Raw genomic sequence first — 21,788 nt, forward strand, 5'->3', positions numbered from 1 at the left:
GCGGTCTGCCTTTAAGCGCTAACGATGAATAGCGCTAACAAAACCCCATTTCAGACTTGATGCAAGCGGTCAGCTCCGGGCCTCGCGGATCAGCGCCAGGATGTCTTGTGCTGCTTTTGGGATGTTCGTACCGGGGCCGAAGATGGCTTTGACGCCGTTGTCATACAGGAATTGATAGTCCTGCTGCGGGATGACGCCACCGCAGATTACAATAATGTCGTCGGCATTTGCATCCTTAAGCGCCTGCACTAACTGTGGTGCCAGCGTCTTGTGACCCGCAGCTTGCGAACTGATCCCGATGACATGCACGTCATTGTCGATCGCGTCTTGTGCGGCTTCGGCTGGCGTTTGGAACAGCGGGCCAACATCGACGTCAAAACCAATATCGGCGAATGCCGTCGCGATGACCTTAGCACCTCGGTCGTGACCATCTTGGCCCATCTTCACCACAAGCATCCGCGGGCGGCGGCCTTCGTCTTCGGCAAAGGCTTCTACACTGCGCTGAATTTCAGCAAAGCCTTCGTCGCCTTCGTAAGCGGCCCCATATACACCAGCGAGCGTTTTGACCTCTGCTCGGTGCCGTCCAAATGTCTTCTCCATCGCCATGCTGATTTCTCCGACTGTGGCGCGCGCGCGCGCGGCTTCGACTGCAGCTTCTATAAGATTTCCGCCTTCGGTCGTACGGCGGGTGAGTTCATTGAGCGCCGCGTCAACAGCGGCCGCATCGCGGGCAGCCTTGGTCGCGGCGATACGTTTGACTTGGCCCTCGCGGACCGCGTTATTGTCGATATCAAGGATATCAATCGGGTCTTCTTTGTCCTTGCGGTATTTATTCACGCCGACGATCACTTCGGTGCCGCGATCAATGTCCGCCTGCCGACGGGCGGCGGTTTCTTCAATACGCAGTTTGGGCATCCCAGAAGCCACCGCCTTGGTCATGCCCCCCATTTCTTCGACTTCTTCGATCAGCGCCCACGCCTTATCCGCTAGCTCAGCGGTCAGATTCTCGACGTAATACGACCCGGCCAGCGGATCGACGACATTGGTGATGCCGGTTTCTTCTTGCAGGATTAGCTGCGTGTTGCGGGCGATGCGTGCGCTGAATTCAGTCGGTAGCGCGATCGCCTCGTCCAGCGCGTTCGTGTGCAACGATTGCGTGCCACCCAGCGCTGCGGCCATCGCCTCATATGCCGTGCGGATGACGTTGTTGTAAGGGTCTTGTTCTTGCAAAGAAACGCCGCTGGTCTGGCAGTGTGTACGTAGCATGGATGACTTTGGGTTCTTTGGTTCGAACTCTTCCATGATCCGAGACCAGAGCAATCGGGCGGCGCGTAGTTTCGCGGCTTCCATGAAGAAATTCATACCTATTGCGAAAAAGAACGACAGACGCCCGGCAAATGCATCGACATCCATGCCCCGCGCAATCGCGGCACGGACGTATTCACGGCCATCTGCCAGCGTGTAAGCCAGTTCTTGGACAAGGTTCGCGCCCGCCTCTTGCATGTGATAGCCAGAGATTGAGATAGAGTTGAACTTCGGCATCTCATTCGAGGTGTATTCAATAATATCCGCAATGATCCGCATCGAGGGTTCTGGTGGATACACATAAGTATTCCGAACCATGAATTCCTTTAGGATATCGTTCTGGATCGTCCCTGACAGCAACGCTTTATCGTGACCCTGCTCTTGGCCAGCGACAATAAAGTTCGCAAGGATCGGGATCACTGCGCCGTTCATTGTCATCGATACGGAAACCTTATCCAACGGAATGCCATCGAACAGGATTTTCATATCCTCAACGCTATCGATCGCAACGCCAGCTTTGCCAACATCGCCCTCGACCCGAGGGTGGTCGCTGTCGTAGCCACGGTGTGTTGCCAGATCAAAAGCAACGGACACACCCTGCTGACCGGCATCCAGGGCCTTACGGTAAAACGCGTTCGATTCTTCAGCGGTCGAAAAACCTGCATATTGGCGGATCGTCCAAGGGCGGCCAGCGTACATCGTAGCCTTTACACCGCGCGTAAAGGGCGCTGCACCCGGAATGCCACCCATATGTGGCAGGTCAGCGGTATCTTCGGCAGTGTACAACGGCTTGACCGCGATACCTTCCAAAGTGTCCCATGTCAGGGCGTCCAAGGGCTTGCCACGTAGTTCTTTTGTGGCGATTTCTTCCCATTTTTTCTTATCGGTCATGCTGGCCTCCTGCTGAGGGTGCGAATTTTATTTCGCTGAATTGCGCTTGGCCCTTAGTATTTGGGCCAGCGGCAGCTATATCTAATGTTATGAAGTTACTAACGAACATCGGTTTAACCGTTTTATTCATCGTTTTCGGCCATACGCTGGCAGCCCAAGAACAAACAGTTCTGGAACGCTGGGAGGCCGACCACACCGAAATTTTCGATGCAAGTGATGTGTCGCTGGACGAAATGCTGTGGCTTGTCCGGCCCTTGATTGTCTTTGCAGATAGCCCCAACGACCCAAGATTCAGGCAACAGATGGATCTGCTTGCCGCAGGCCTTGATGACCTAGCAGAGCGTGATGTGATCATCATCACCGACACGGACCCAGCCGCGCGCACATCGGTGCGTAACACCTTACGCCCGCGTGGGTATTCTATGGTTTTACTCGGCAAAGACGGGCGCGTCGCGCTGCGCAAACCCGCCCCATGGAGCGTACGAGAACTATCACGATCTATCGACAAAATGCCCCTGCGCCAGCAAGAGGTCGAAGACCGTCGTTTGTTGGCGCAGTAGGTCACTTATTCGAACTCCATGATCACGTCATCCACGGCGAGGCTATCGCCGCCTGCTGCGTTGACCTTTTTCACGATGCCCTTGCGTTCAGCGCGTAGGATGTTTTCCATCTTCATCGCCTCAACAGTGCACAGTGCTTGACCTTCTTGAACCTCGTCGCCTGCTTGCACATCGACCTTCACGATCAGACCGGGCATCGGGCAAAGTAGGAACTTTGAAGTATCCGGCGGCAGCTTTTCTGGCATCAGTTTGGCGAGTTCCGCCTGACGCGGGCTGCGTACGTGGACCTTAATATCAGCCCCACGGTACCTCACCCGGAAACCACCCGAAATTTTGCCTACCTTGAGAACCAGTGGCGCACCGTCGACAGTTAGACGCGCAAGCGGATCACCCGGCGTCCAATCGCTTTCGACGCGCAGCGTTGCGCCACCGATTGTGACAGTAGCGCCATCACGGTCGGCGTCTATTTTTACTTCATGTGACGCGCCTTGAAGGCTTACGACCCAATCTTCGCCAACGTGACGTTCATGGTTGCCCATCGTGCCCGAAATGCGTGCGCGTCGGATTTCGCCAACACGGTGCATGGCAGAGGTCGCCGCAGCGATCCGGATACAAGCATCCTCGTCCAACGTTACGCCTTCAAACCCTTCGGGGTATTCTTCTTCGATAAAGGCGGTCGTCATGTTGCCGCTGGTGAATTTCGGGTGGTCATAGACCGCAGCCAAGAACGGTAGGTTGTGACCGATGCCTTCGAGTTCGAACCCATCCAACGCCAAACGCATTTCTTCAATCGCGGTGGCGCGATCCGGTGCCCAAGTACACAGCTTTGCAATCATCGGATCGTAATACATGCTGATCTCGCCGCCTTCGAACACGCCAGTGTCGTTGCGAACTGCCCGCGTAGGCGTCGCCTCTTCGGTTGGTGGGCGATAGCGTGTCAAACGGCCAATTGATGGTAGGAAGTTACGATATGGGTCTTCGGCATACAGGCGGCTTTCCATCGCCCAGCCGTTAATTTTCAGATCGGACTGCGCGAACGGCAGCTTTTCACCAGCAGCGACACGGATCATCTGTTCGACCAGATCAACGCCCGTGATCAGTTCGGTGACGGGATGTTCCACCTGCAAGCGCGTGTTCATTTCCAGAAAATAGAAATTCCGGTCACCATCAACGATGAATTCCACCGTACCCGCGCTTGTGTAGCCAACCGCCTGCGCCAATGCGACAGACTGTTCGCCCATCGCTTTGCGGGTCGCTTCATCAAGGAATGGGCTTGGTGCTTCTTCGATCACCTTCTGGTTCCGGCGCTGAATCGAACATTCACGTTCGTGCAGGTAAACAGCGTTACCATGGCTATCCGCCAAGACCTGAATTTCGATATGGCGTGGTTGGGTCACGAATTTTTCGATAAAGATGCGGTCGTCGCCAAAGCTGCTGGCCGCTTCGTTCTTGGAACTTTGGAAACCTTCGCGTGCTTCGTTATCGTTCCAAGCGATACGCATCCCCTTACCACCGCCGCCAGCAGAGGCTTTGATCATGACGGGATAACCAACTTGGTTGGAAATCTTCACTGCCTCTTCGGCGTCTTCGATCAGGCCCATGTAACCCGGAACGGTAGAAACATTTGCGTCTTGGGCGAGCTTCTTGGACGTGATCTTATCGCCCATCGCCTCAATCGCGCCCTTAGGTGGCCCGATAAAGGCGACGCCAGCGGCTTCTAACGCCTCAGCGAATTTGGCGTTCTCAGAAAGGAAACCGTAACCGGGGTGTACTGCCTCTGCGCCGGTCTGCTTGATCGCATCCAACACCTTGTCGATGACGATGTAAGACTGGTTCGCAGGGGGTGGGCCAATGTGAACCGCTTCGTCCGCCATTTTCACATGCAGCGCATTTTTGTCAGCATCAGAATAAATCGCGACGGTCTGAATGCCCATTTTGCGTGCTGTCTTGATCACGCGGCAGGCAATCTCGCCTCGGTTAGCGATTAGGATTTTCTTAAACATGTTGGCTCCCCCAAACAAAAAATCGCCGCCGGAGTAATACCCGGGCGGCGATTCATTTGATTTAGACGCGCCGAAATGACGCGCGTATTTGTGTTACTTACAACCGTTGATGCCTGCATCGTCGCAAAGCACGCCGACGGCAGCGCCTGCGATCGCAGTGCCCGTTGGATCTGTGCCCAGAACTTCTGCTGCCACAAGGCCGCCCGCTGCGCCAGCGACGCCGCGCTCAACGTCACCTTCGAGACAGCCAGCGAGGCCGAACATTGCCACTGCGGCAAGAATGATAGATGTCTTTTGCATAGTTTTCTGCCCTTTGAATATGTGTTTGCAGGCCAAGAATTGGCCCTATTCACAGGTAAATCAATAGCCACAGTTGCGTGATATTCAATAACAGTCGCTTTTCCGCCGATGGACAGCGGTAATTGAGCGTCCGGTCTGCCTAGTGAGGAGGCAGACCGGGATAGAGTTGGGTCAGTGTGTTGATCTCGAAAGGCGGCACGATCAGTGGCGTGCTGCACCCTTGATGCAAGTGTGCGGGAAACAGCGGAATCTACATACCCGCTTATTGTGCCCCCCCATAAATGGGCGGTTTTCCGCTGAGAGCGAAGGCAACACACCATATGAACACCAACAGCCATCATGCCTATTTTCCGAATATCTCGGGAAAACTCACACGGGCGACATTCACGTTGATCTTCAGCATCGCCTCGTAGTCGGCGGGATCAAACGGGTCCTCGGCTGGGATCACCTCTCGGCCGAACAGCCAGCTCAGGCGACCGGCATCAAGGTTACCGCGCACGAATGGTTCTTCGCCAAAGTGTTCCCACAGCGCCTGCATAAAACCGGCGTCGGCGCGTTTGTCGGCTGGACGGCGATCAGGGTAACGGACGCGCTCGGTCAGTTCTGTCGCACCATCCTTATTGGCGCGACGAAGCACGAACTGAAAATCCGTACCCGGCAAGCGTCCCGGAAAGCCGCGATGTTTATCCATATATGGCAATGCCATGATGTACCCTTTTTCTATTGTGGTCTGCGCGGATCAGATAACCCAAACCCACAGACGGCAACCAGCGCGAAAACGCGCGCGGCACCTTTATCACAACGGAATGTTGTCGTGCTTTTTCCACGGATTTTGCAGCTTCTTGCTGCGCAAGCTTGCAAAGGCGCGGCATACCCGTTTGCGTGTCGAATGCGGCATGATCACTTCATCGATGAACCCTTTTTCGGCTGCAACAAATGGATTGGCAAAACGATCTTCGTATTCTTTCGTACGCTCTGCGATTTCCTCAGGGGATTTTCCGCGGTGGATAATCTCGGTGGCGCCCTTGGCGCCCATCACCGCGATCTCAGCCGTCGGCCACGCATAGTTGAAATCACCCCGCAGGTGTTTTGACGCCATCACGTCATATGCGCCGCCGTATGCCTTACGGGTGATGACAGTAACTTTGGGTACGGTGGCCTCACCATAAGCAAAGAGCAATTTCGCTCCGTGCTTAATAACGCCACCGTACTCTTGCGATGTACCAGGGAGGAAACCGGGCACGTCAACGAGGGTCAGGATCGGAATTTCAAAGGCATCACAGAAGCGCACAAATCGCGCGGCCTTGCGTGAACTGTCGATATCAAGACAGCCAGCCAACACCATCGGCTGGTTAGCCACGACGCCGACTGTCGATCCTTCAAGGCGGATAAATCCGGTCAGAATATTCTTCGCAAACTCTTCCTGAATTTCATAAAAATCGCCTTCATCCGCGAGCTTATGAATAAGCTCTTTCATGTCATAAGGTGCGTTCGGGTTATCAGGGATCAGCGTATCAAGGCTGTCCTCGATCCGGTTCACGTCATCGAAAAACGGACGAACAGGTGGCTTCTCGCGGTTATTTAGCGGCAAGAAATCCACCAAGCGTCGCGCCTCGGCCAAGGCCTCGACATCATTATCGAACGCACCGTCTGCGACACTGGATTTCTTGGAATGGGTCGATGCACCGCCAAGCTCTTCGGCGGTCACGACTTCGTTCGTGACAGTTTTCACAACGTCTGGACCAGTCACAAACATATAGCTGCTGTCTTTGACCATAAAGATAAAGTCGGTCATCGCCGGGCTATACACGGCCCCGCCCGCGCAAGGCCCCATGATCAGGCTGATCTGTGGAACAACGCCCGATGCCATAATATTGCGCTGAAAAACCTCTGCATAGCCCGCAAGCGACGCAACGCCTTCTTGGATACGCGCCCCACCCGAGTCGTTAATACCAATCACTGGCGCGCCATTTTGCATCGCCATATCCATGATCTTGCAAATCTTTTGGGCGTGGGTTTCCGACAACGAACCACCAAAGACGGTGAAATCCTGCGAGAACACATAGACCATGCGACCGTTGATTGTGCCCCACCCAGTCACAACGCCATCGCCTGCTGGGCGGTCCGCCTCCATCCCGAAGTCGGTGCAGCGGTGTGCAACAAACATGTCGAACTCTTCGAAAGAGCCCTCATCCAGCAACAGGTCAATCCGCTCGCGCGCTGTTAGCTTGCCTTTGCTGTGCTGTGCAGCGATCCTACGTTCACCACCGCCAAGCCGCGCGATGTCACGCCGGTTTTCGAGCTCTTGCAAAACATCCATCAGATCGCCCCTTCGTCAATTCAATAGCTACCCATAACCGCAAATAGCACCACCAAGAAGCACGAAGGCGAATATTTGCAAATTATCCAGTTAGCGAATTTCACATTTTGCAAATGTGCAAATTTTTGCTATTTGGTCAAATTTTGTCGAAACCTTGAATAGACATCCCAGATGCGCGGCCCTACCTCTTGGAAATGAGCAATTTACCTTTCATTCGTTTTTTAGATCGAACCACCCCGCCACATATCGTAACGCTCGTGCTTATTACTGGCATGTCGGCGTTAAGCATGTCGATTTTCCTGCCATCCCTCGCCAAGATGACGGCCTATTTCGACACGGATTACGCGATCATGCAGATCGCACTTTCCGGCTACCTCGCGGCGACCGCCGTTCTGCAAATATTCATCGGACCAATTTCGGACCGATACGGCAGGCGCATCATGATTATGGGTGCACTGATAATTTTTGTCATCGCATCTATCGGCGCACTTCTTGCACCCACAGTACAGACCTTTTTGTTTTTCCGCATCTTACAGGCTGCCGTTGCCACGTCACTGGCACTTAGCCGCGCCATCGTGCGCGATATCGTCTCCCAAGAAGAAGCGGCATCCATGATGGGTTACGTCACGATGGGCACAGCACTTGTCCCGATGTTCGGCCCGATGATCGGCGGATTACTGGACGAAGCATTCGACTGGCACGCCATATTCATATTTCTGGCCGCCGCAGGGTTCGCCACACTAATACTGGTTTACCTAGACCTTGGTGAAACTGTTGCAAAAGGCGGCGTGAGCTTTCGCGATCAGGTCAAAGCATATCCAGAGCTACTCGGCTCGCCTCGGTTTTGGGGCTACGCCCTGTGCAGCGCATTTTCATCCGGCGCTTTCTTTGCACTGCTGGGCGGCGCATCCTTCGTCGGCAGTGAAATCTTTGGACTTTCCCCAATGTGGAGCGGGATCGCGCTTGGCGCACCAGCCATTGGATATGCAATCGGCAATTACCTGTCGGGGCGATATTCTGTGAAAGTCGGCATCAACAAGATGGCCATCATTGGCACGAGCCTTACCATCTTGGGGCTTGGCGCATCAGCAGCCCTGACGCTCGGCGGCCTTGCCCATCCGCTTAGCTTCTTCGGGTTTTGCGTTTTCCTCGGCCTTGGCAATGGCATCGTCCTTCCGAACGTCATGGCCGGATCGATCTCGGTCAGACCACACCTTGCTGGCACAGCGAGCGGGTTAAGCGGCGCAATCATGATCGGAGGCGGCGCGGCGCTGTCGCAATTCGCTGGCGGTATCCTAACTGTAGAAACAGGCACGCTTCCGTTACAGCTCCTAATGCTGGGAACTGCCGTGCTTTCATTGCTGTCGGTATTGTTTGTCGTCTGGCGCGAACGCAAGATCACTTGACCCCACCTTTGCATTAGCTAATTTAAGTTAGCAAACTTGCAAAGGTAGCCAGATGGCCGTTCAAAAACTCTATGCTGGCGCAAAGCTGCGCGAACTACGTGGACGGCTATCGCTGACGCAAAAGGATTTCGCAGGTAAGCTTGGCGTATCCCTGCCCTACCTAAACCAGATGGAAAACAATAACCGCCCCGTATCGACGGCAGTGGTACTGGGGTTGGCGCAAGAGTTCGGGTTCGACGTGACTGAGTTGCAAGCCGGGGATGAGGCCCGCCTTGTCGGGGACATGCGCGAAGCGATGGCCGATCCGGTGCTCAGCGGCGCGGCCCCTGCCCTTGCTGACCTGCGACTAGTTGCGGCAAACGCCCCTTCGATTGCACGTGCGTTTCTGGATCTACACGCCGCTTATCGCCAAACTCATGAACGACTGGCCTCCCTAGACGAGGCATTGGGCCGTGAAGACGCCCGCCTGCAACCCAGCCCATGGGAAGAGGTGCGCGACTTCTTTCACTATTGCGACAACTACATCGATGCCGTGGACCGAAGCGCCGAACGATTTGCAAGCCAACGCAAACCAGATGAGACAATCGCGGACGCCGTTATTCGTGCACTGTCAGCCCAGCAAATCAACGTCGTTTACGGCGACACCAATACGGTTCGCCACTACGATGCGCCTAGCAAAACGCTAACCATTTCGCGCTATGCCCATCCCGCGACCCAAAGCTTCCAATTGCTGTTACAGCTCGCACTGATCACCCAAGAATCGTTGCTAGACGCAACACTGGACCTTGCCCGCTTTCAATCACCCGAGGCCCGCAGCATCGCGAAGGTCGGACTTGCGAACTACTTTGCGGGGGCCGCCCTGATGCCGTACGGCGCATTCCTAGACGCTGCACAAAAAGAACGACACGACCTAGAGGTGCTTGCGACGCGTTTCGGCGCATCCATCGAACAAGTCGCGCACCGCCTTTCGACCATGCAGCGCCCGGGCGCTAAGGGCATCCCGTTCTTCTTTGTTCGTGTCGATCAGGCTGGAACGATCACCAAACGCCACTCCGCCACCACGCTACAATTCGCACGCTATGGCGGGGCCTGCCCGCTGTGGAACATGCACCAGGCATTCGAAACACCGGGCCAATTCTTGCGCCAACTTGCAGAAACACCCGATGGCGCACGCTATTTCTGCCTTGCCCGCGACGTTAGCAAATCGGGCGGCGCATATAATGTGCCAACACGGCGCTATGCGATTGGATTAGGGTGCGAGGTGCGCCACGCACCCGCCTTGGTCTATGCAGATCACATGGATTTGGGCGCGGCAGACGCCTATGCCCCGATCGGGATTTCGTGCCGAATCTGCGAACGCCGCAATTGTCATCAGCGGTCAGTACCCCCACTTGAACGCCAATTGCGCGTCGACCCAAATACGCGCGGCGTACTACCCTATCAAATCGACTGAACGTCATTCTAGGAAAGAAAACACAATATGGAACTGACAGGCACACGTGTCATCGCTGCAGACATTGATACGGTCTGGGCGCATCTGAACAATGCTGAAACCTTGCAAGCCTGCATTCCGGGCTGTCAGGAATTGTCAGGATCGCCGGACGAAGGGTTTGCCGCAGTGGTCAAACAAAAGGTCGGCCCAGTATCCGCGACCTTCAAGGGTGGGGTAACGCTTGAAAACGTTAACGCTCCGAACAGCTATACTATCGTCGGCGAAGGCAAAGGCGGTGTTGCAGGATTTGCCAAAGGGCGGGCCGATGTTACGCTCTCAACCGTCACTGAAGGGACCGAACTTAGCTATGTGGTCGATGCAAAAGTCGGCGGCAAGCTAGCGCAATTGGGCAGCCGCGTGATCGGTGGCTTTGCCAAAAAGATGGCCGATCAGTTCTTTGAAAAGTTTCAAGAAACTGTCGAAGGCAGAGACAATGACGCCTCTGCCTAAGATGTGGATTAGGTCGCGTTTGCTAGCAAATTCGCGATTTGGTCTTTCAGGGCCAACCGTTCTTTGCGCATCTGCGCCATGTTCAAATCGTCTGTCGGCTCTACGTCGGTCTCAGCGCGGTGAACGGCCCGGTTGATGTCGTGGTATTCATCGTACAGCTTTGCGAAATGCGCATTAGACGCCTTTAGCTGCTGCATCGCTTCAACTTGATTTGGGAATTCCGCTATCAGTTCATGAGGTGTGTGAGACATGGTTCTATCCTTCTGATGTCCAATTGAGGTCATCATAAAACGGCCCGTATGACCTCACATTGATCCGGATCAACAAATTTAACGACGTGCTGGTCGCCAACCCGCCGCTTCGGCCTCGGTTACGGTACAAAACCAGCGCTCGCCGGTTGAGGCGTTTATCCCGGTGCGATCATAGTTTTGATTTCCCGGAACATGATAGATTTTGCCGCTGTCCGATATATTACCCTTGATCACGCAATCGGTCGTCGGAGCATTGCGTTCTGCGACCTGTTCCGACCGATACTCGGCTGGTGCCTGCACCTGAAAACCCCAAAGCCCCCGGCCCATGATAGCCGCCGCCTTTTCATCCAGATCATAATCGCCTGAATATTGCCGATAGGCCCAAGCATATCCTGCATTCACAATCGCGGCGCCCATGTCCGCACCATCGACAGTGCAGCGTGCAACGATGCGCCCATATCGATCAGTATCAACCTTGGTGCATCGCGCCTCGCGGCCTTCGTATTGCACCAAGACTGCATTGCGCGCCCAAGCACCGCAATCCCATTCGTCACCATTCGCCGAACACGGCTGCCCCATCTCAGGCGCATCAATGCCATGCAAACGCACCCGAACACCGCCAACGTCCAGAGTATCCGCATCGATCACGTGGATAACACCGTTGGGCGCAGCCAATGCAGGCGACGCAATCAGTGTAAAAATCAAAAAAGACCAAAACCGGAACATGCCGGTTAACTAGTTGTTAACACCGCCCCCATTCAAGGGGCGATGTTAATAAAGGTTAACGCTGTGATGTTTCCCAGTTTGGGTTAATCCAAGGCTCATCGTTCACAGCTGGCAACGGGTTACGCTGCAGAATGTGGTCAGACACTTTTTCCCCGACCATGATCGACGGCGCGTTCAGGTTCCCGTTGGTAATACGCGGGAAGATCGAGCTATCAGCAAGCCGCAGACCTTTAACCCCGATCACGCGGGCCTCTGGATCAACAACAGCCATTGGGTCATCAACCGCGCCCATCTTGCAGGTACCACACGGGTGATAAGCACTTTCGGCATGTTCGCGGATAAAGTTATCCAACTCTTCGTCAGACTGCGCTGCTTCTCCTGGTTGGATTTCGTGACCGCGATATTCGTCAAACGCCGCTTGCCCAAAGATTTCGCGGGTCAGGCGGATACATTTGCGGAAATCTTCCCAATCGGAAGGGTCGGACATATAGTTGAACTCGATCTTCGGATTGTCGTTCGGATCGCTTGACCGCAGCGTAACCTGCCCACGCGATTTCGACCGCATCGGACCAACGTGTGCTTGGAAACCATGCCCTTCCGGTGCGACCTTGCCATCATAGCTGACTGCAATCGGCAGGAAGTGGAATTGGATATCAGGGTAATCAACACCCTTGTCAGAGCGAATAAAGCCAGCGCTTTCAAACTGGTTCGAAGACCCCAGACCGGTTTTCCAAAGCAACCATTCCAGCCCGATCTTGGCCTTGCCGCGCAGGTTCCAATAGGAAAACAGCGTGACAGGTTTTGTCGCTGCTTGTTGAATGTAAAGTTCCAAGTGGTCTTGCAGGTTCTGCCCAACTCCGGGACGATCCGCGACGACTTCGATACCATGTTCAGCCAGATGATCCGCTGGCCCGATACCAGACAACATCAGCAATTTTGGTGAGTTCAGCGACGACGCCGCGACGATGACTTCGACGTTGGCTTTAATCACTTCGATCTTATTGCCGCGGCTGACTTCGACACCAACAGCCTTGCCATTTTCGATCACAATACGACGGGCAAAAGCACGGGTGATGTTGCAATTGGCGCGTTTCAACGCAGGCCGTAGATATGCATTCGCAGCCGACCAGCGATACCCTTTGTAAATCGTCGCATCAAAGGGGCCAAAGCCCTCTTGCTGTTGGCCGTTGTAGTCACCTGTGACAGGATAACCCGCCTCTTCGCCCGCTTTTACAAACGCGCGGGTCAGTGGATTTTTGCGCGGGCCGCGCGTGACATGCAGCGGACCGTCGTTGCCGCGCCATGCTGGATCACCGCCATGACCACCATCGTGCCAATGTTCCATCCGTTTAAAATAGGGCAGCACATCCGCATAGGACCAACCATGCGCACCGCTTTCGGCCCAGTGATCAAAATCACGTGCGTGACCGCGCACATAGATCATCCCATTGATCGAAGACGATCCCCCGATGACCTTGCCACGCGGTGTGACCAACGACCGGCCACCCAGATGCGGCTCGGGCTCTGTTTTCAGGCCCCAATCGTACATCTTCATGTTCATCGGATATGAGAGCGCTGCTGGCATCTGAATGAACGGACCACGGTCTGATCCGCCGTGTTCGATGATAAGCACCTGCTTACCTGCTTCGGCCAGCCGATACGCCATGGCACAACCGGCCGAACCGGCCCCAACAATTACATAATCTGCTTGCATTAGAACGGTGCCTCGACTTCGCCCATCGCCACGTACACACCTTTGATCTGGCTATAATGTTCGATGGCCGCTTTGGAGTTTTCGCGCCCGACGCCCGACATTTTCGACCCACCAAATGGGGCCTCAACTGGTGCAAGGTTATAGGTGTTGATATAGCATGTGCCTGCCTCAAAACCGGCGGCCATACGATGCGCACGGGTTAGATCGGCGGTGAACACACCAGCGGCCAGACCAAATTCGGTCGCATTGGCGCGCTCTAGAACTTCTTCTTCGGTATCGAAATCAAGCACTGACATCACCGGCCCAAAGATTTCATCGCGAGCGATCGTCATGCCGTCGGTAACGTCTGCGAATACTGTGGCCTCTAGGAAGAAACCGTCGCCATCCACACGTTTACCACCAGTCACAAGCGTCGCACCTTCTTCATTGCCTTTGGCAATGAAGCCTTCGACGATATCGCGCTGACGTCCCGAGACCATCGGACCAAAGTTCACATCGGGGTCTTGCGGATCACCCATTTTAATGCCCGCGAGCCGTTCGGTCATACGTTTCAAAAACGCATCCTTGATGCCCTTTTGCACGAACACGCGTGTACCGTTCGAACAGACCTGACCTGTGGAATAGAAGTTACCAAGGATTGCGCCAGAAACGGCATTTTCGAGATCAGCATCGTCAAAGATAACCAGCGGAGATTTACCGCCCAGTTCCATGGTCACGTGGCGCATACCTTCGGCAGCGGCGGCATAGACTTTGCGGCCTGTTGGCACTGAACCAGTCAGAGATACCTTATCAACGCGTGGGTCACTGATCAGCGATGCGCCGACTGCACCGTAGCCTTGGATCACGTTATAAACGCCAGCGGGGGCACCTGCCTCAACCAGAATTTCTGCGACTTTGAGCGCACAAAGCGGCGTCATTTCAGACGGTTTGAAAACCATCGCATTGCCACAAGCAAGCGCAGGCGCAGCTTTCCAACATGCGATCTGCGTGGGGTAGTTCCAAGCGCCGATCCCGACGCAAAGGCCCAAAGGCTCGCGGCGAGTATAGACGAAATCATCTCCCAGTTGGATGTGTTCGCCCGTAATGCTAGCGGCCAACCCGCCGAAATATTCCAACGCATCGGCACCGGATGTGGCGTCGGCGACGGATGTTTCCTGATACGGCTTACCCGTGTCATAGGTTTCGAGCACTGAAAGTTCATGGTTGCGTTCGCGCATGATGTCAGCAGCTTTACGCAACACGCGACCACGGTCGGTCGCGGTCCAGCTTGCCCATTCCTTTTGCGCGCGTTTGGCTGACGCCAATGCTTGTTCAACAATCGCCGGGGTCGCGGCATGTAGGGTCGCGATAGATTTGCCCGTCGCGGGGTAAATCACATCGATCACCTCGCCTGCGGTATCTTCGACATATTGGCCATCGATAAAGTGGCTAGCGGTAGGTTGTGTGGTCATGGCAGGTGCCTCCGGCGGGAGTATTTGAAACAAGATGAGGGGGGTTATTCGCCACGTGGAAAACGTTGGCCTTCCTCAAGAACATTTAGGTCCATGTGATTGCGCATGTAGCGTTCAGACGCTTTTTGCAGCGGCTGGTAATCCCATGGGTAGTAATTACCATTGCGCAGGGCCTCATAGACGACCCAGCGGCAGGCTTGTGAGTGGCGCACATCGGCGTCGAATTTGGCAAGGTCCCAGCGGGCTTCGGATTTGGCGCGAAGCTGTGCGACTGTGCCTTGGTGTTCGGCGACTTCGGCAAGGTTGGTCAGCTCGTGCGGGTCGGCGTCCATGTCGAACAACTGATCCGCATCTAGTGCGCAGCGGTTATATTTCCATTTACCATAGCGCAGGGACACAAGCGGCGCGTAGCTGCCTTCTGCGGCGTACTCCATTGCCACTGGCGTATCGCGTTCACCGCCCTGCCCCAGATGCACAAGGCTTTCGCCGCTGGTCCAAGGCATGACTTCGGACATATCCACGCCCGCGATATCACAAAGCGTTGGTGTTACGTCGATGGTGCTCACTGGTGTTTCTATCAGCCCCGGCTTCATCTCTGGGCTTGCGATCATCAGTGGCACCCGGGCCGACCCATCAAAGAACGACATCTTAAACCACATACCGCGTTCGCCCAGCATATCGCCATGGTCGGACACAAACATGATCGTCGCCTCTTGCCGCGAATCCTTTAGCGTTTGCAGGATTTCACCGATTTTATCGTCGAGATAGCTGATGTTCGCGAAATACGCCTGACGTGCCCGACGGACATGTTCGGGTGTGATGTCGAAATTCTTGGCATCCATCGCGTCATACAGGCGCTTGGAATGCGGATCGAGATCGTCGTAAGCGATTTCACCGACTGTCGGATCAAGATGTTCGCAATCGTTGTACAGGTCCCAGTATTTCTTGCGGGTCACATAGGGATCATGTGGATGCGTAAAGCTGACGGTCAGGCACCAAGGGCGCGTGTCATGCCCGCGCGACAGGTCATAGATTTTACGGGTCGCGTGATATGCGACCTCGTCATCATATTCCATCTGGTTAGAGATTTCAGCCACACCTGCGCCCGTGACGGAACCCATGTTGTGATACCACCAGTCAATCCGTTCGCCGGGTTTACGGTAATCAGGGGTCCAGCCGAAATCAGCTGGGTAGATGTCGGTGGTAAGCCGCTCTTCGAACCCGTGCATTTGGTCTGGTCCGACAAAATGCATCTTGCCCGAAAGGCAGGTTTGGTATCCCGCCCGGCGCAAATGGTGTGCATAGGTCGGGATGCTAGAAGCAAATTCCGCAGCGTTGTCATAGACTCCATTCCGGCTGGGCAGTTGTCCAGACATAAACGCAGCACGCGCAGGGGCACACAAAGGTGACGCCGTATAGCTGTTTTTAAAACGGGTCGAACGCGCGGCCAAAGCTTTGAGGTTTGGCGCATGTAGCCAATCAGCAGGGCCATCAGCGAACAGCGTGCCGTTCAACTGGTCGACCATGATGATCAAGATATTTGGTTGGCTCATGCGTGTTCCTTTAATTCGGCCTGCAGCAGGGCAAGCACATGTTCTGTGGCGTCGATTCCCATGTCGCTGCTTTGGTCAAGACCGCGACGTAGGTAGAGGCCATCAATCAGCCCAGCGATTCGCTCGGCTGCGGCATCTGCGCGATCACCGATCAGCGGGCGCAGGTCATAAACAAGGTTACTATGTAGGCGGCGTTGATAAATCGTCAGCAAACGTTGGGCTTCCGCACTGGACTGCGCCAAAACGTAAAAATTCAGCCACGCGGCAATGACTTCGCGACGGAAATTCGAATTCGTAAAGCCTGCGCGAATAATCGCCTGTAATCGCGATACATTATCGTCTGCCATCGCCAAAGCACCACGTACTTCGGCACCATAAACTGTCAGCGTATGTCGCATTGCAGCCAAGAAAATTTGGTCTTTGCCACCAAAATAGTGATGCGCCAAGGCAGAAGACATTCCGGCACGCTTAGCAATACGGCTAACCGTTATATCCAGCGTCCCTGCGGCACCGATTTCGTCAATCGTCGCTTTCACTAGCGCTGCGCGACGGATAGGTTCCATCCCAAGCTTTGGCATCTAATTCTCACTGTGAGGTTGCCAAAGCAGACTAGATTGTTCTTTATTGACTCGTCAATCAAGAAAAAGATCCAAAACTGGGAGCTATGAAATGAAACTCAAATCAACTTTGTCCGTACTGGCGATCTGTGCTGCGGCACCTGCACTGGCAGACTGCGACACAGTGCGCTTTTCCGACGTAGGTTGGACAGACATCACTGCGACAACTGCGGCGACGTCTATTGTGCTTGAGGCACTGGGCTATGAGACAACAACGGACATTCTGTCTGTACCTGTCACGTACGCATCAATGGCCGAAGGCGACATCGATGTGTTCTTGGGCAACTGGATGCCGACAATGGAAGGCGACATCGCGACATACCGCGAAGCTGGTACAGTCGACACCGTACGCACAAACCTTGAAGGCGCGAAATACACGCTGGCGACTAACGCTGCCGGTGTTGCCGCAGGAATCACTGACTTCGCATCTATCGCCCAAGCCAAAGACGCGCTGGACGGCAACATCTACGGCATCGAAGCAGGTAACGACGGCAACCGCCTGATCATGGACATGATCGACGCTGATGCATTCGGCCTAGACGGTTTCGAAGTTGTCGAAAGCTCTGAGCAAGGCATGCTGGCACAAGTTGAGCGCGCAAACGACCGCGACGAGCCTGTTGTATTCTTGGGCTGGGAACCACACCCAATGAACGCCAACTACGAAATGACTTACCTGCCCGGTGGCGATGACTACTTTGGCCCGGACCTTGGTGGCGCGATCGTTGCGACCAACACACGTGCTGGCTATGTCGCTGAATGTGCGAACACAGGTAAGCTGCTGGAGAACCTCGTTTTCACACTCGCTATGGAAAACGAAATCATGGGTGCGATCCTAAACGACAACGTTGATCCAGAAGATGCAGCCAAAGCATGGCTGGCTGGCAACGCTGATACATGGACACCATGGTTGGACGGCGTAACAACCAAAGACGGTGGCGACGCGGTTGCTGCTGTGACAGCTGCACTGGCTGAATAAAAAACAGATTGGGGGGCCGCATGACGCGGTCCCCTTTTCATTACGACTAAAGGGACGATGATGGACTGGCTAACAGAACATAAAATACCAGTCGGAGACTGGGCCGAGACCGCCGTGGACTGGCTCAAGACCTATGGGCGCGCATTTTTTGACACGCTAAGCGACGGGTTAGATTGGATGATCGACGGGATCGTCTGGTGCCTGCAAACGCCGCCGATGTTCTTAATCATTGCCCTGTTCATTGCCCTGACTTGGGTTTTGCAGCGCTCTTGGAAAGTATGCGTGTTGGTGCTGCTGTGCCTGCTGTTCGTTGTGAACCAAGGATATTGGGAAGAAACAACTGACAGCCTTGCGCTGGTGCTATCGTCGTGTGTGGTTTGCATGGGGCTAGGCGTGCCGCTAGGCATCTTCTTTGCGCACCGCCCAAAGCTTTACCAAACATTTAGCCCGATCTTGGATCTGATGCAGACACTGCCTGCCTTCGTCTACTTGATCCCAGCAATCGTATTTTTTGGGCTTGGCATGGTGCCGGGACTATTCGCGACGGTGATCTTCGTGCTGCCCGCACCTATTCGCCTGACATACCTGGGCGTGTCCAACACCCCTACCCCGCTGCTAGAGGCCGCTGAATCTTTCGGTGCAACAGCCTCGCAGCGCCTATGGAAAGTCGAACTGCCCTATGCGTTCCCGCAAATCATGGCGGGCCTAAACCAAGTCATCATGCTGTCACTGTCGATGGTCGTGATCTCGGCCTATGTGGGTGCGAATGGGTTGGGTAAGCCTGTCGTGCAGGCCTTGGGGCGTAACGACCCCGGCCTAGGATTTGAATCTGGATTTGTCATCGTGGCCGTTGCAATCATGCTGGACCGGATGCTGCGGGTGAACACAAAATGAGTGCTGTAGAATTTGATAACGTCTCGATCGTATTCGGGAACAAACCGCTGTCAGCCCTGCCACTGATGGACGAAGGTCAGGAACGCGAAGAAATTCGTGGGGCCACCGACCAAATCCTTGGCGTGCACAATTGTTCGCTGAACGTTGAAGAAGGCGAGATCCTTGTGCTGATGGGCCTGTCCGGGTCTGGCAAATCGACATTGCTGCGGTCGGTTAACGGGCTGAACCCCGTCGTGCGCGGCGATGTTCGGATCAAGACATCCCAGGGCATGACATCTGTCACAAACGCCGACAAAAAGACGCTGCGCGAATTGCGCCTGCACGACGTTGCAATGGTGTTTCAACAGTTTGGCCTGCTGCCGTGGCGCACTGTGCGCGACAATGTTGGGCTTGGACTTGAACTGGCTGGTATGGATAAGGCTGCCCGCAACAAGCGCGTGATCGAAGAATTGTCATTGGTTGGCCTTGCTGATCGTGCGGATGCACTGGTGGGTGAACTATCGGGCGGCATGCAGCAACGTGTTGGGCTTGCCCGTGCATTCGCGACCGATGCCCCAATCCTACTGATGGACGAACCTTTCTCCGCGCTTGATCCGCTGATCCGCACGAAGTTGCAGGACGAATTGCTGGACCTGCAAAAGAAACGCAACCGTACCATCATCTTTGTGAGCCACGATTTGGACGAGGCGTTCAAAATCGGCAACCGCATCGCGATTATGGAAGGTGGGCGGATCGTACAATGCGGCACGCCGCGTGACATCTTCACCAACCCAGTGAACGACTATGTTGCCGAATTCGTCGCGCATATGAACCCGCTCGGTGTTCTTACCGCGCGTGATGTGATGACGGATGGCACCTGTGACGGGCCGGAGATCGACGTTGAAACGCCTGTGAATGACATCATCTCACAGATCGAAACAGAAGCATTGCAAGTCACCCAAAACGGTGCGCCAGTGGGTCAGATCACCCAAAGTTCGCTTCTTGCGCGGCTCGCGCCGACAACGCCAACAGAATAAAACAACCTGCGCCGGTCACACCTTTGTGGCTGTGACCGGCGGGGTAATCTGACGACGCGCGACGGCTTCGCGCCAAGTGATAAAGCTGACCGAAGCCATAATCACAGCGCCACCAAAAATCACCCAGCCGTCAACGCCTTCGCCAAACACCACAGCACCCAAAAGCACAGCCCATACCAACTGCAGGAACGTCACCGGCTGGGTGACAGTCAGTGGTGCGGCGGCAAAAGCCAGCGTCATCGCGTAGTGGCCAGCGGTAGCGAAGCATGCGACCAAGAACAGCCAACCCAATTGCGGCAGTGTCGGCGTCACCCAGACCGCGATCGCGGCTGGAGCAAGGCCAATGGTCACGGTGATAGATAACATGCCAACGATCACAGGGGCCGAGACTTCACCAGACAATTGCTTCGCGATCAGATATCCGATGGCGAAGCAAACTGCGGTCCCCAGCATCGCGATATGGCCCGGCTCAATTGCTTTGACTCCCGGTCGCAGGATTATGAGCGCGCCAATCAGCGCGACAACCACAGCGGCCAACCGGCGCGGTGGTAAACGTTCTCCCAAAAACAGCGCCGCCCCGATCGAGACATAGACTGGCGAAAGATAGTTCATCGCGGTCACCTCGGCGATGGGAATGCGCGCCATAGCAAAGAACCAAAGGATCACGGCAATGGTGTGAACGATGCCCCGAAAGGCAAATAGCCTAATCTGACGCTTCGTCAGATGCGCGTCCAAAATCGGCTTAATCATTGGGATCAGAAAGACGATCCCAAGTAGATAGCGCAAGAATGCCGCCTGCGCTGCGGGCACACCGTTACCGACATGTTTTACGACCGCGGTAACGCCAACGAACATCAACCCTGTGACGATCATCCAGCCGACCCCGGCGATGGGCCGTGATTGTTTTTGGTTATCCATGGGCAAGTCGTGGCACCCCGATCCAGAATTGGCAAGCAGGGGGCGCGATGATTTTTAGCTAAAAATCATCTGGTAGAAGCCGCGCTGGCAGCATAACACAGTGTCCATGAAAATACTGTTTCTTGGCGATGTTATGGGCCGCGCCGGCCGCACTGCAATTAGCACACATCTTCCGCGACTGCGCGAAGAATGGAAACTCGATTTTGTTGTCGTGAATGGTGAAAACGCAACGGCTGGCATGGGCCTGTCCGGCGATCATGCGAAGATCCTGCTTGATGCAGGTGCTGATGTTCTGACGCTGGGCGACCATGCATTTGATCAAAAGGACATGCTGTCTTTTATCGCAAACGAGCCACGCATCATTCGACCTTTGAACTTTTCCAAATCCGCGCCCGGTGTTGGCGCCCGGATTTTCAACGCCCCCGGCGGGCGCAAGGTGCTTGTAGCGCAGGCCCTTGGTCAGGTGTTCATGAAACGCCCGTTCGACGATCCGTTCTCGGCGCTTGATGGGTTATTGAAACAATACCCAATGGGTGGCCAAATTCAGGCGAGCCTTATCGATATCCACTGTGAAGCCACATCGGAAAAGATGGCGACGGGCCATTTCTGCGATGGCCGCGCTAGCATTGTTGTAGGCACACATACGCACGTCCCAACGGGTGACGCGATGATTTTGCCCGGCGGAACCGCCTATATGACCGACGCTGGCATGTGCGGCGATTACAATTCGGTCATCGGCATGGACAAGGCTGAACCGATGCGCCGCTTTATCACAGGCATGCCCAAGGCTCGCTTTACCCCTGCCAACGAAGAAGCCACCCTATCTGGCCTTTACGTCGAAACAGATGACCGGACAGGCAAAGCGACCCGCGTTGAAATGGTGCGCCAAGGTGGGCGGCTAGCACAGGCGGGCCCTGCGTAAATGCGCAAACGCTTGCCCTTCAT

20 protein-coding genes are annotated in these 21,788 nt (G+C 54.9%); 8 read left to right on the top strand and 12 right to left on the bottom strand.

The annotated features are described in order from the left end of the window. Positions 1-69 precede the first annotated feature (69 nt). Positions 70-2,196, bottom strand: a complete 2,127-nt coding sequence (scpA, locus tag ACHUEV_RS06030) for a methylmalonyl-CoA mutase (protein ID WP_394178158.1) — start codon at positions 2,194-2,196, stop codon at positions 70-72. Between the two features lie 89 nt (positions 2,197-2,285). On the opposite strand from scpA, the gene ACHUEV_RS06035 reads away from it, so the two are divergent. After that, positions 2,286-2,756, top strand: a complete 471-nt coding sequence (locus tag ACHUEV_RS06035; RefSeq protein WP_394178159.1) for a DUF4174 domain-containing protein — start codon at positions 2,286-2,288, stop codon at positions 2,754-2,756. A gap of 5 nt (positions 2,757-2,761) precedes the next feature. Here the strand turns inward: ACHUEV_RS06035 and ACHUEV_RS06040 are convergent, their stop codons facing one another. The 4 genes from ACHUEV_RS06040 to ACHUEV_RS06055 form a co-directional block, all read right to left on the bottom strand. Continuing rightward, positions 2,762-4,759, bottom strand: a complete 1,998-nt coding sequence (locus ACHUEV_RS06040) for an acetyl-CoA carboxylase biotin carboxylase subunit (RefSeq protein WP_394178160.1) — start codon at positions 4,757-4,759, stop codon at positions 2,762-2,764. A 93-nt stretch (positions 4,760-4,852) separates the two neighbouring features. Further along, entirely contained in the window at positions 4,853-5,059 is a 207-nt protein-coding gene (locus ACHUEV_RS06045) for a hypothetical protein (RefSeq protein ID WP_394178161.1), read from the bottom strand. Positions 5,060-5,402: 343 nt separating this feature from the next. Further along, a complete protein-coding gene (locus ACHUEV_RS06050) occupies positions 5,403-5,765 on the bottom strand; it encodes a hypothetical protein (protein WP_394178162.1) in 363 nt (120 codons plus the stop codon). Between the two features lie 90 nt (positions 5,766-5,855). Beyond that, positions 5,856-7,382 carry an acyl-CoA carboxylase subunit beta gene (locus ACHUEV_RS06055; protein WP_394178278.1) on the bottom strand — a complete coding sequence of 509 codons (1,527 nt, stop codon included), beginning with the start codon at positions 7,380-7,382 and terminating at the stop codon, positions 5,856-5,858. A gap of 191 nt (positions 7,383-7,573) precedes the next feature. Between ACHUEV_RS06055 and ACHUEV_RS06060 the strand changes: the two genes are divergently transcribed. The 3 genes from ACHUEV_RS06060 to ACHUEV_RS06070 are packed head-to-tail and all read left to right on the top strand — an operon-like array spanning position 7,574 to position 10,727. Next, positions 7,574-8,785 carry a multidrug effflux MFS transporter gene (locus ACHUEV_RS06060; protein ID WP_394178163.1) on the top strand — a complete coding sequence of 404 codons (1,212 nt, stop codon included), beginning with the start codon at positions 7,574-7,576 and terminating at the stop codon, positions 8,783-8,785. Between the two features lie 52 nt (positions 8,786-8,837). Beyond that, on the top strand, positions 8,838-10,238 hold the full coding sequence (locus ACHUEV_RS06065; RefSeq protein WP_394178164.1) for a helix-turn-helix domain-containing protein: 1,401 nt from the start codon (positions 8,838-8,840) through the stop codon (positions 10,236-10,238). Positions 10,239-10,265: 27 nt separating this feature from the next. Beyond that, the gene (locus tag ACHUEV_RS06070; RefSeq protein ID WP_394178165.1) at positions 10,266-10,727 is read left to right on the top strand and encodes a CoxG family protein; all 462 of its coding nucleotides are present in this window, start codon (positions 10,266-10,268) and stop codon (positions 10,725-10,727) included. Positions 10,728-10,735: 8 nt separating this feature from the next. On the opposite strand, the gene ACHUEV_RS06075 is transcribed toward ACHUEV_RS06070, so the two are convergent. From ACHUEV_RS06075 to betI, 6 genes are all read right to left on the bottom strand, one after another. After that, the gene (locus ACHUEV_RS06075) at positions 10,736-10,978 is read right to left on the bottom strand and encodes a YdcH family protein (protein WP_394178166.1); all 243 of its coding nucleotides are present in this window, start codon (positions 10,976-10,978) and stop codon (positions 10,736-10,738) included. 78 nt (positions 10,979-11,056) lie between these two features. After that, positions 11,057-11,683, bottom strand: coding sequence for a thermonuclease family protein (locus ACHUEV_RS06080; RefSeq protein WP_311135514.1), 627 nt, complete (start codon positions 11,681-11,683; stop codon positions 11,057-11,059). Between the two features lie 76 nt (positions 11,684-11,759). Next, positions 11,760-13,418: a choline dehydrogenase gene (betA, locus tag ACHUEV_RS06085; protein WP_394178167.1), complete on the bottom strand. Its 1,659-nt coding sequence runs from the start codon at positions 13,416-13,418 to the stop codon at positions 11,760-11,762. Next, positions 13,418-14,869 (bottom strand): betaine-aldehyde dehydrogenase, encoded by a 1,452-nt coding sequence (gene betB, locus ACHUEV_RS06090; RefSeq protein WP_394178168.1) that lies wholly within the window; start codon positions 14,867-14,869, stop codon positions 13,418-13,420. The genes betA and betB overlap by 1 nt, the downstream gene beginning before the upstream one ends. Before the next feature lie 44 nt (positions 14,870-14,913). Further along, positions 14,914-16,422, bottom strand: a complete 1,509-nt coding sequence (gene betC, locus ACHUEV_RS06095; protein WP_394178169.1) for a choline-sulfatase — start codon at positions 16,420-16,422, stop codon at positions 14,914-14,916. After that, on the bottom strand, positions 16,419-17,000 hold the full coding sequence (betI, locus tag ACHUEV_RS06100) for a choline-binding transcriptional repressor BetI (RefSeq protein ID WP_394178170.1): 582 nt from the start codon (positions 16,998-17,000) through the stop codon (positions 16,419-16,421). Before betI ends, betC begins: the two co-directional genes overlap by 4 nt. A 91-nt stretch (positions 17,001-17,091) precedes the next feature. Here betI and choX point away from each other — a divergent pair, with 91 nt between their 5' ends. From choX to choV, 3 genes are read left to right on the top strand one after another with little or no spacing between them, the layout of a single operon-like run. Continuing rightward, on the top strand, positions 17,092-18,015 hold the full coding sequence (gene choX, locus ACHUEV_RS06105) for a choline ABC transporter substrate-binding protein (protein WP_394178171.1): 924 nt from the start codon (positions 17,092-17,094) through the stop codon (positions 18,013-18,015). A gap of 60 nt (positions 18,016-18,075) precedes the next feature. Next, positions 18,076-18,909 carry a choline ABC transporter permease subunit gene (gene choW, locus ACHUEV_RS06110; RefSeq protein WP_106355128.1) on the top strand — a complete coding sequence of 278 codons (834 nt, stop codon included), beginning with the start codon at positions 18,076-18,078 and terminating at the stop codon, positions 18,907-18,909. Continuing rightward, positions 18,906-19,925, top strand: a complete 1,020-nt coding sequence (gene choV / locus ACHUEV_RS06115) for a choline ABC transporter ATP-binding protein (protein WP_394178172.1) — start codon at positions 18,906-18,908, stop codon at positions 19,923-19,925. The genes choW and choV overlap by 4 nt, the downstream gene beginning before the upstream one ends. A 15-nt stretch (positions 19,926-19,940) precedes the next feature. On the opposite strand, the gene ACHUEV_RS06120 is transcribed toward choV, so the two are convergent. Continuing rightward, complete coding sequence (locus ACHUEV_RS06120) at positions 19,941-20,843, bottom strand: DMT family transporter (protein WP_394178173.1); 903 nt, start codon at positions 20,841-20,843, stop codon at positions 19,941-19,943. 106 nt (positions 20,844-20,949) lie between these two features. Here ACHUEV_RS06120 and ACHUEV_RS06125 point away from each other — a divergent pair, with 106 nt between their 5' ends. After that, positions 20,950-21,765, top strand: a complete 816-nt coding sequence (locus tag ACHUEV_RS06125) for a TIGR00282 family metallophosphoesterase (protein WP_394178174.1) — start codon at positions 20,950-20,952, stop codon at positions 21,763-21,765. The last annotated feature ends 23 nt before the right edge of the window (positions 21,766-21,788 follow it).

This window comes from Yoonia maritima (assembly GCF_043641945.1).
Taxonomy (GTDB): Bacteria; Pseudomonadota; Alphaproteobacteria; order Rhodobacterales; family Rhodobacteraceae; genus Yoonia; species Yoonia maritima_B.